A 10,213-nucleotide genomic window follows, 5' to 3' on the forward strand; every position below is an offset into this window, starting at 1 on the left:
GGCCACCCGCCCACTGAGGGTCCAGGCTGGCCATCCCCATCTCGTTGAACCGGTGGATGACCTGCCGGATCGTGTCCTCATCGGCCTGCACGAGACGGGCGATCGCCGGCACCGTGTTCCCGCCAGCCGAGGCGAGCACGACCATCGCCCGTCGTAGTCGGATCGGGGAACCGGTTCCCCGGCGGGTGATTCTGAGCAGCTGCTGACCTTCCTGATCACTCAGCCGCCGCACGCGTACAAGATCTGCCACCGCCACAGCCTGACCGCCGCAACGCCGCCAGACCGACAGGCCGGCCGGCGTGTCAACCAACACCGTGAACGTTCGTGGTCACGGCACTAGCGATGCGACGACGCCTTCGGGTGAAGTGGCGAGTGGAAAGGACTCAGACATCTCGGCTCCCTGTTCGTGTTGGTTGAACGGTCGGCGACCAACTGGGCGGCATCGTCCAGCGGGCCTGCATCTTCTCGGCGGAAAGCGCGGGTTCGGGCGCCGACGACCGGTGTTCAGTGCCCATGCCAGACTAGCTGCGCGCCGGGGAATGCCGGATCCAGGACGTCGGCATATTCCGGATGGGACTTGACGAATGATGCCGCGAACGGACACGTGACGGTAGCGGTCTTTCCTTGCATTCGCAGCTCATTGAGGACGCCTCCGATCAGCCTGGCGGCTAATCCCTTCCCTCGGAACTCGGGGAGCACGGATGTCGCCATCAGCACGACGCGGCTCCCTACCTTGTTGTAGACGATCCCAGCGGCTGTCTGGCCCTTTATCTTGGCCTCGTAGATGCCGAGCGCGCTGTTGTCGGTGATGACGAGGTCTTCCGCGTCGGGCGCCACGGCTCCCGACAGGTCCGAGCCACTCAAATCCTGCGTAGCACTGGTCAATGTGATCATGTCCTCGGCGTTGCCCGCCATGTTGTCTCCTGAATTTCGCCGCTGGTCAGCGACCTGGGGCCGCGCCTGATCACTGCGTCTATGCCGTCACCGCCGGCGAGCGCCCCGGGGATGGGATTCTCTGCGGTGGCGATGTGGTCGTCCGCAATCCGGGGTGGATCGACTGGACCATTGCGTCCAGCGTAGACATGCGTGGCGCGAGTCGCCAAGCCTGGCCGGCTGGCGGTGGCCTGCGGCACAACAGGGCACCTGGGGATCATGACGTGCGACCCCTATGCGGCGCATGTCTCCCAGGCGACACATTCTGGACTAGGTAGTCCATGACTCGCGCCTAGAGATTGTTCCGGGCGGTCGTTCGACATGCCGCTTCGAGCGTGCAAGCTGTGGAAGTGCTGATTCAGCGCCCCTCGACGGGTAAGAGTGCGGTCGGCCGATTCCTCGAATCGTCGACCCTGGTGCCAGCGGAGACGTCGGTGGTAGCAGCTACAGCGATATCTGGTCGGGATGGGTCGGTGGAGGTTGGCTCAACTTGGATTATCGCGAGCCATCGAGGGCTCCGGAGCGAATATCGAAGCTTGTAGCCGCCGCCTGCGCCAGTGTCGCAGCAGGTAACCGCCGGGCCATCAAGGCCGGGGGAGCGGACTGCTACAGTCTAGCCAACAACAGGACGTTATGGTCCATGGACCTGGGTTTCCCGGAGGCGCTCCTGAATGGTGCCGGACGACCGCGTGCGCCAATGGGCTGCGCCGCCAGCCGCCCGCTCCGACCTGTTCAGGGCCGAGGCGAGTCGCAGGCCCAGCATGGTTGGGTCGTGCGCTTGCGAGCGGTGTCGCGAGGCCCTAAGCTGGACCAAACCGTCCTGTTACCACGCGGTCGGCGGGGTCGAACCCGTCGGGCCGATCTGCCGCATATCGAGGACGGGGCAGGCAGGAGTCATCAGCCGCGAAACCGACTGCGGTGGGCGGGCGTCGAGGCCCGACCGCTATTGCGACGTAGTCAGGAAAACGGCGCGACGAATCTGAGACCAACTAGGCGGTACGACCCTCATGCCGACACCGCATAACGGCACGGGGCGACAATCTATTCAGGGGAAAGTCGAACTTCATGGAGAAGAACAAGAAATGAACGGCACCAAGCAGTCCGCTGAAGATCTGGCGATCCTCGAACAGCTCAACCTCGACTACATCCACTCGGACGAGGCCAGCGATGCCAAGCGCTTCAGTGAATTCCTCGCCGAGGACTTCATCGTGCAGACACCGGGTGTCACCCGCAACCGTGAGGAGTACCTCGAATACATCGCCAAGCCCCGACCCATCAAAGACATCGCTCTGCGCGACGTCAAGATCCGCATCCTCGGCGACGTCGCGCTGATCCACGGCCGCGTCACGTACACCATGATCGCCGATGGAGTGTTGCAAGAAGCGCTGTACACGGACGTGTACCAGAAGCGCGAGGGCACCTGGGTCTGCGTCTCCGCCTGCGCGATCGCCCCAGGCGCCTGACCCGCCACCATGTCTGACATTGCCGCCCGGGCACGCTACGAACAGTTCGTCGAACTCCATCGCGGCCCCGACGCGTTCATCATGCCCAACGCATGGGACGGCCCGTCGGCTCTGCTCTTCAAAGAGGCCGGATTCAAGTCCATCGCGACCTCTTCAGCGGCTTTCGCCGCGACACTGGGCCGGCTCGACGGTATCCACGCCATCAGCCGCGACACGCACCTTGACCATGCCGCCCTACTCACGTCCGTGAGCGGTCTGCCGATCAACGGCGACTTCGAGGATGGCTACGGCGAGACTCCCGAAGACGTCGCGGCCACTGTCGACGCTGCCATCGCCCGCGGTCTCGCCGGCATCGGAATCGAGGACACCACCGGTGAGCCCTCGAACCCGATTCGTCGCTTCGATGACGCGGTTCGGCGCATCGAGGCCGCAGCCGCGGCTGCGCGTGGACGGATCGTGTTGACCGGCCGTACGGACAACTTCCTGTGGGGGATCTCCGACCTCGATGACACCATCCGCCGCCTCACGGCCTTCGCGGAAGCAGGAGCTGACGTCCTGTACGCGCCGAACCTGCCGGACATGGCCTCGATCAGCGCAGTCATCAAGGCCGTCGCGCCCAAGCCGGTCAACATCCTCGTAAGCCCCAAGGACACGGCCACCCTCGCGGAACTTCAGGCGATCGGTGTCCGCCGGATCAGCCTCGGGGTCGACCCGTACACGCACGCTCTCGCAGCTACCCGGGCGGCCGCGGCGAAGCTGGCGGGGGGAGACCTGACAGCGCTTGCTTCGGAGCTCAGCTTCGGCCACATCATCAAGCTCATCAAGGCCTGACACGGCCACCCAACCACGCAGCCTGTGCCGCTCTCATTCCGCCGAATCGGCACGTGAGTCATCTCGAATGCGTGCGTGAGTCGCGCGGAACGTCCTCGGGTGACCGGCCCTGTCAGGAGCATGCGATCAGTGAGGAGAACATGACCGACACCGAACAGGTGGCGCCGACCCACCACCCCTCGCCGGTGCGTGTGGTCGCGGCATCGTCGTGCACCGCCGCCATCCCGATCGAACCTGTAGTTGACCGCACCACCCCAGAGACCGGCAGCAGGCGGGGCTGGTTGTCCGTGGGTGCGCTCGCGCTCGGCGCGTTCGTCATCGTCATGACGGAGACGCTCCCGGTGGGGCTGCTGCCGCAGATCGCCGACGGCCTGGATGTCTCGCTGGGGCTCGCCGGGTTGATGGTGCTCGTGCCGGGTTTCAGCGCCGCGGTGTCCGCGCCGCTGTTCTTCCTCCGTTCCGGCCGCTTCAACCGGCGCTCGGTCATCCTCGTCCTGGGTCTGACGGTGCTCGTGTCGAACGCGGCCGTCGCGGCGGCGCCGAACCTCGCGTTGGTGCTGATCGCCCGCATGCTCTTCGGCGCAACTCTCGGCGCCTTCTGGACCGTGGTCTCACCGGTCGGACCCAAGCTGGTGGGCCGGGGCGGCGGCACTCGCGCCATCACCATCATCGCGGCGGGCATTTCCGGTGGAACGGTGGTGGGGTTGCCTGCGGGACAGTTCCTCGGCAACCTCGTCGGCTGGCGTCTCACGTTCGCCATTGCGGCGGCGGCGACACTGCTTGTCGTGGTCGTGCAGGCGGTCGTGCTGCCGGGTATTCCCCCGGACGGACGTACGCACCTGCGTGATCTCGTAGCGGTCGTGACGCGACGGGCCGCCCGGTTCGGGATGGCCGCGGGCGCGGTGGTGTTCATCGGCCAATTCACCGCCTGGACGTACATCACTCCATTCCTCATGGACCACACACAACTGTCCAGCGGCGTGATCTCCCTGCTCTACGTCATCTACGGCTGCGGTGGCATAGTCGGCTCGATCGTCGCCGGATCGCTGTTCAAGCGCGGGGTGATCGGCAGCTTCGCCGGGGCGGCGACGGTGGTGGCCGCATTACTCATTGGGCTGGCGTACCTGGGCTCCTTGCCCTGGCTGGCCGGCCTGTTGCTCGTGCTGTGGGGCCTGTTCTGGGGAGTCGTGAACCCGGGAACCCTGGTCTGGATACTCGACGCGGCCCCGGAAACCCCAGAGGCAGCGTCCGCAGTGAATGTGACGAACCTCCAGGTGGCCCTGGCGGCAGGGTCCGGCCTCGGCGCGGTCCTTGTCTCATCGACGACCTTGCAGATGGTGTTCCTCACGGCGGGCTTCATGGTCCTTGCCGCCGCCCTGCTCGCCGCGGTGGCGGCGCGGCTCGTGACCCTCGCCCGGAGGGAATGAGGGGGACCGGAACGAGGTGAAGGGTGGCCGGGCGCGTGGAGGTGCGGCCCTCGAACCCTCAGAAGCGCCAGCATGGTTCATGACAAGAGAAAGACGGCTCTATGCAACACGTAACCCCAGCGACCGATCTGGGCCGCCGGGACGGAAAGCTCGGGCTCGCATTCGTATCCGCGGTGGTCTCACTGGTGGCCGTGTTCGCCGCAGTGGGCTCGACGATCCCTCTTTTCAACATCTACCGGGCCGAGGACGGGTTCACCAACGCCGGAATCTCGCTGACCGTCGTCGCCTACTCCGCCGCTACTCTCGGCACACTGCTGGTGCTGGGACGGCTGTCCAACCATGTGGGCAGGCGGCCCGCGGCGATCGCCAGCCTCGTCCTGCTCGTACTGGGTTGTCTGCTGCTGTTGAACGTGCACCACATCGGCATCCTCATCGCCGGTCGGCTCCTGATGGGCCTCGGCGCGGGGCTGGCCAGCAGCAGCCTCACCGCCTACATCGTCGACGCCGCTCCCACCAGGCCGACCTGGCTGGCCTCCGTCGCTTCCAGTCAGACCGTCATGCTCGGTCTCGCCGTGGGCGCCATCACCTCCGGCGCCCTGGTCCAATTCGGCCCCTGGCCACGTGACCTCATCTACCTGGTTGTCATCGGGTTGCTCCTCCTGTCTGCGGGGCTCGTCGCCATCAGCCCGGAGACGGTTACTCCCTCGCCTGGCGGTTGGAGTTCACTGCGACCGAGCGTTCGGGTACCGGTCCGCGTCCGGCATCTGCTCCCCGTCGCGGCCGCGGTGCTCCTGGCCACCTGGGCAACCGGGGCCTTCTACCAGGCCTTCGTACCCGCACTGGTCGAGGATCAACTTCACACCAGCAACTCGCTCGTCCTCGGACTGGTGTTCGCCGCATACATGGGCCCCAGCGCTCTGGGTGCGCCCCTCGGCGGCCGGTTCTCACCGGCCGCAGCTCAACGCATCGGCATGATCGGCTTCCTGGCCGGATGGACCGGCATCCTCACAGCGATCATCACCGGCGCACTGCCGCTGTTCATCGCCGCAACCATCGTTGCGGGAGCCGCTCAGGGCATCGCCATCAGCGCCGCCACGCGTGGGCTGCTGTACGGCAGCGCTCCGCGGGACCGGGCACCGATCTTCGCCGTCGTGTATCTCCTCAGCTACAGCGGTGCGACGATCCCCAGCCTCATCTCCGCTCAACTCTCCAGCGTCTTCTCGGTGCCGCACATCGCGATCGGGTACGGCGCACTCGCGCTCCTCGCCACCGCGTTCACCGTCTTCGCCGGCGGGACACTGGAAGCCGATCATCAACGCCCTCGCCAGAAGGTTCGCTGACCGCCAGCCTCATCGCCTCCGCGTTATCTGGCGTCGATGAACAGATCGGCGTAGCGGTCCAGGTAGAGCGGCCAGCCCTGGTCGTGAGCGACGCCGTCACGAACCGACTCCCAGCCCGGACCGTGCCGGTCCAGGTTGCGGTGCTCCAACTCCACCCGGGTCCGCTGCGGTGTTTCGGCGACGAACCGGACCTCGACCTCGCTGGCGTTGTCCGGATCCTGTTCGACCTGCCATGCCGGGCTGATGTCCCAGCTGAACACGACCCGGTCCGGCGGCTCGAAGGCGAGGATTCGCGCCCAGGCGCACTCACTGCCGTCCTCGCTGCGGTCATAGATGTGCCCACCGACCTTCGGCTCGAACACAGTCTCCACAATCGGCGAACCCAGCAGGTTGTGCTCCTTCGGCTTGAAGTCGCCGAACCTCTCCGTGAACACCGCGAACGCCCGTTCAACTGGCGCGTCGACCACGATCTGCCGCCGCACCACCGCATCCGTGCCACTCATGATTCCTCCTCGTCAGGACGCTCGGTGGCGTCCCTGAAGCCGTCCAACGCCCGACTCCAGTAGGTGTCGAGCTGATCTCGTAACGCGGCCACGCCGGCGGGATTGAGTCGGTAGACGCGCCGCGTGCCCGCCGTACGGTCCGTCACCAGACCAGCCCCCTTCAGCACCCGCAGATGCTGCGACACCGCCGGCCGGCTGACCGGCAGCACCTCGGCCAGCTCGCCGACCGCCCTTGGCTGCTCCGCGAGACAAGCGATGATCGCCCGCCGCGTCGGGTCGCCCAGGGCGTCCCACCCGTCCTCAATTCGGTAAGTGGCCACGAACGGTAAGCTACGGCTTACCATCGGGATCCGTCAAGCCCCGCCACTCCTCAGAGCCTCCGAGTCGGCCAACGCCGGTAGCCGTCTCGACAGCAACTGCTCGAGGTTGGGCGGGACACGTACGAGGCTCCCGCAGCGCGAGTCTGTGAGACGTACTTGCGCCCGAGCATCGAAAAACGAGATCATCACGCATGCTCGACCCCTCGCCCCAGGACGACGGGACTTCACCAACAGTTTCCACGCCGGACTTCGTAGGCCGTGATCGCGAGATGGCGGCGCTCACCGGCGCCTTGGCCCGGCCACCGGCGATCGTGCTGGTGGAGGGCGAGGCGGGGATCGGGAAGAGCCGGCTGCTGCGAGAGTGGTTGGCCGCGCCGCACCAGCGCACCGCCCTGGTCTCGGTGTGCCCACCGCTTCGCGAGTCGCTGACGCTGGGGCCGATCGTCGACGCGTTCCGTGGGATCGACCGCCCGGCGTCGCGATTGCGGCTCACCGAGCTTGCGGGTGCGTTACGGCCCCTGTTCCCGCAATGGTCCTCGGACCTGCCGCCCGCGTTGGAGCCCTTGGACGATGCGAAGGCGGCACGGCATCGCCTGTTCCGCGCCCTGGACGAGCTGCTCCGGGCTCTGCGGGTCGACGTTCTCGTACTCGAGGACGCGCACTGGGCCGACGAGGTGACCTTGGAGTTCCTGCTGTACGTCACCTCCCGACAGCAGTCGGACGGGCCGAGCCTCGTGATCTCCTATCGCCCGGAGGAGGTGGACGCCGGATCGTTGCTGCTGCGGTTGACCTCCCGGTTGCCCGCCGGCGTGACCCAGCTGAGGATCGCCCTGGCGCCGATGCGACCCGACGACACGGCGGCGCTGGTGTCCTCGATGCTGGACGGTAACCCGATATCGCAGGAGTTCACGACGTTCATGCACGAGCGGACGGGTGGGGTTCCGCTGGCGCTGGAGGAGTCGGTTCGCCTCATGTGCGACCGTGCCGACCTCGTCTTCCGCGACGGGCAGTGGGTCCGGCTGAAGCTGCGTGAGCTGCAGGTGCCGCCAACGGTGCGCGACTCCACCCGGGAGCGGGTGGGCCGCCTGTCGCCGACGGCGCAGCAGGTGTTGCGAGCCGCGGCGACGTTGGCTCAGCGGTCATCGGTCGCCACGATCGCGGTGACCGCCGGCCTGTCACCAGCCGCGTGTCGTGGCGCCATCGCGGAGGCGGCCGCTGCCGGCATCCTTGACGGGGACGACCGTGGCCAGTGGCGATTCCGGCATGTGCTGGCCGCCACCGCCGTCTACGAAGCGATCCCGTTGACCGATCGCAAACACTTCCACCTGCTGGCCGGCCGGGCATTGGAGGAGATCGAGCCGCCGCCTGTCGCCCGCCTTGCCCGCCACTTCCGTGAGGCGGGTGAGACGGAGTCCTGGGCGCGGTACGCCGAGCAGGGCGCCGCGCTGGCCATGGCCTCCGGTGACCACACCAAGGCGGTCGCCCTGCTTGTCGATCTGTTGTCGTGGCCCGAGCTGTCGCCGTCGGATCGGGCGCGAGTCGCGCGGATCGCCGGAGTAGCCGCGCTGGGCCGCCGTGAACCGGTCGACGAGGTCTACCACCGCGTGATCCGTACCTTGCGTGCGGTGCTGGAGAGCCCCGGCCTCTCCGCACGCCAGCAGGCCGAGATCCGCAACCCCCTGGGCCGGCTCCTGATTCTCGGGGGAGAGGCGCAGGCCGCGCTCAGCGAGCTTGAGCAGGCGGTGGTCAACCTCGACCATGACCCGGTCGAGGCGGCTCGGGCGATGACCTATCTCGGCTGGGCCTATGCGGGCCCGTGGCCTGCGTCGACTCACCGCCGATGGCTGGATCGCGCCGCTGAGCTCACCGCCGAATTCGATTCGCCCGCAGAGCGGCTGAATCTGGCCGGCAACCGGGCCGCCGCGTTGCTCATGCTCGGCGAAGAGGAGGCGTGGGACGTCGTCGCCGACCTCCCCATCGACGGAGCGACCTCGGCGGAGCGCCTCGACGTGGCCCGCATCCACGCGAATGTCGGAACCGGCGCGCTGATCTGGGGCCGGTACGCCGAGGCGGAGGAACATCTCGTCGTGGCCATGCGCCTTGCCGAGGCCGAGCAGGCGTCCCGGTTGCAATACAACGTCCGACTCGAACAGGCCAACCTGGCGTGGCTCACCGGCCGGTGGGAGGGGCTCGCGGAGCGAAGCGCGACGCTCGCCGATGCCGACCGCGACCGGCCGGGGCTCTACCTCGGCACCGTCCGGCTCGCGGCCCGGCTGGCAGCCGCGGCCGGACGGCGGCGCGCCGCGGAGGAGCAGTTCCGCCTGGTCCTCGAGGAGTCCGCCCGTCTCGGCGCGGCCGACGACACGATGGAGGCCGCCGCTGCGCTGGCCCGACTGTGGCTGACGGACGGAAACAGCGGCCGGGCCTTGCAGGTCACGGACGAACCGATGGACACGGTCCGGAGAAAGGGCATCTGGGTCTGGGCGACGGACCTCGTCCCCGCCCGGATCGAGGCGCATCTCGCCGCAGGCGACCACCAGGCCGCGACACGCCTGGTCGACCAGTTCGCCAGGGGACTGCGTGGCCGTACGGCGCCCGCCCCTCGCGCCGCGCTCACCGTATGCCGTGCCCTGCTGGCCGCCGCGGCCGGAGACCACGCCCGCGCGGCGGCGGCATACGACCGGGCGGCGCGCGCCTGGAGCGTGTTGCCGCGCCCCTACGACGCCATGCTCGCCCGCGAGCGTCAAGCCGAGGCGTTCATGGCGCTCGGCCGGCTCGAACAGGGCCGAGAGCTACTGGCCGCACAGTACGAGCAACTGTTCAAGCTCGGAGCTCGCGGCGATGCGGACCGTGTCGCACAGCGACTTCGCGAACACGGCGGCGAGGTTCCGCGATTGTGGCGCGGCGGGCGACGGGGGTACGGCGACCGGCTCTCACCTCGTGAGCTCGACGTGGTCCGACTGGTTGTCGCCGGCAAGACGAACCGGGAGATCAGCCGGATCCTGGCCAAGTCTCCGGCCACCGTGGATCAACAGCTGCGGGCGGCGATGCGCAAGTTGAAGGTGGGCTCCCGGACCGCGCTCGCGGTCAAGGCAGTGGAGGCCGGAGTGTTCGCAGAAGAAGACTCCCTCGATGAACCTTCGTGAAAATTGACGTATCCGCTGGATAGCTAACGCCGCTCGTCGCCCCGAGCATGACTTCATGATCCATGGCCCTAGGGCAGTTCATGCCTGAGCGACCTGGCGAGCGTGACGACGCGGTCATCGAGGACCAGCCGCCACTCGAGTTGTCGCGCGAGCCGCGCGTCGGCGCCCCCGACACCCCTGACGTCGCCGACGATGCCGACGACCACGAGAGCCACGACCCCTACCAACCCCTGTAGGTCAAAGGACTCCA

At 67.6% G+C, this 10,213-nt stretch carries 10 protein-coding genes; 6 read left to right on the forward strand and 4 right to left on the reverse strand.

Annotated elements, in window-relative coordinates; all coding sequences use genetic code 11:
- Both BXA10_RS32610 and BXA10_RS24505 read right to left on the reverse strand, forming a co-directional pair.
- Positions 1–145 (reverse strand): helix-turn-helix domain-containing protein (locus tag BXA10_RS32610; RefSeq protein ID WP_342742903.1); only part of this gene is annotated, 145 nt, incomplete at its 3' end.
- Positions 146–504: 359 nt separating this feature from the next.
- Positions 505–915 (reverse strand): GNAT family N-acetyltransferase, encoded by a 411-nt coding sequence (locus BXA10_RS24505; protein ID WP_084753216.1) that lies wholly within the window; start codon positions 913–915, stop codon positions 505–507.
- Between the two features lie 1,100 nt (positions 916–2,015).
- Between BXA10_RS24505 and BXA10_RS24510 the strand changes: the two genes are divergently transcribed.
- From BXA10_RS24510 to BXA10_RS24525, 4 genes are all read left to right on the forward strand, one after another.
- On the forward strand, positions 2,016–2,396 hold the full coding sequence (locus BXA10_RS24510; protein WP_076473192.1) for a nuclear transport factor 2 family protein: 381 nt from the start codon (positions 2,016–2,018) through the stop codon (positions 2,394–2,396).
- A 9-nt stretch (positions 2,397–2,405) separates the two neighbouring features.
- Positions 2,406–3,227 carry an isocitrate lyase/PEP mutase family protein gene (locus tag BXA10_RS24515; RefSeq protein ID WP_076473193.1) on the forward strand — a complete coding sequence of 274 codons (822 nt, stop codon included), beginning with the start codon at positions 2,406–2,408 and terminating at the stop codon, positions 3,225–3,227.
- A gap of 140 nt (positions 3,228–3,367) precedes the next feature.
- Positions 3,368–4,654: an MFS transporter gene (locus tag BXA10_RS24520; protein WP_076473194.1), complete on the forward strand. Its 1,287-nt coding sequence runs from the start codon at positions 3,368–3,370 to the stop codon at positions 4,652–4,654.
- Positions 4,655–4,755: 101 nt separating this feature from the next.
- The gene (locus BXA10_RS24525) at positions 4,756–5,994 is read left to right on the forward strand and encodes an MFS transporter (RefSeq protein WP_076473195.1); all 1,239 of its coding nucleotides are present in this window, start codon (positions 4,756–4,758) and stop codon (positions 5,992–5,994) included.
- 23 nt (positions 5,995–6,017) lie between these two features.
- Here the strand turns inward: BXA10_RS24525 and BXA10_RS24530 are convergent, their stop codons facing one another.
- Both BXA10_RS24530 and BXA10_RS24535 read right to left on the reverse strand, forming a co-directional pair.
- A complete protein-coding gene (locus BXA10_RS24530; protein ID WP_076473196.1) occupies positions 6,018–6,497 on the reverse strand; it encodes an SRPBCC family protein in 480 nt (159 codons plus the stop codon).
- The gene (locus tag BXA10_RS24535) at positions 6,494–6,841 is read right to left on the reverse strand and encodes an ArsR/SmtB family transcription factor (RefSeq protein ID WP_076473197.1); all 348 of its coding nucleotides are present in this window, start codon (positions 6,839–6,841) and stop codon (positions 6,494–6,496) included. The genes BXA10_RS24530 and BXA10_RS24535 overlap by 4 nt, the downstream gene beginning before the upstream one ends.
- 167 nt (positions 6,842–7,008) lie before the next feature.
- Between BXA10_RS24535 and BXA10_RS24540 the strand changes: the two genes are divergently transcribed.
- The gene (locus BXA10_RS24540) at positions 7,009–9,963 is read left to right on the forward strand and encodes an ATP-binding protein (protein WP_076473198.1); all 2,955 of its coding nucleotides are present in this window, start codon (positions 7,009–7,011) and stop codon (positions 9,961–9,963) included.
- Positions 9,964–10,043: 80 nt separating this feature from the next.
- The gene (locus BXA10_RS31665; RefSeq protein ID WP_175649298.1) at positions 10,044–10,199 is read left to right on the forward strand and encodes a hypothetical protein; all 156 of its coding nucleotides are present in this window, start codon (positions 10,044–10,046) and stop codon (positions 10,197–10,199) included.
- The last annotated feature ends 14 nt before the right edge of the window (positions 10,200–10,213 follow it).

It is taken from the genome of Micromonospora avicenniae, assembly GCF_900156065.1.
GTDB classification, from domain to species: domain Bacteria; phylum Actinomycetota; class Actinomycetes; order Mycobacteriales; family Micromonosporaceae; genus Micromonospora; species Micromonospora avicenniae.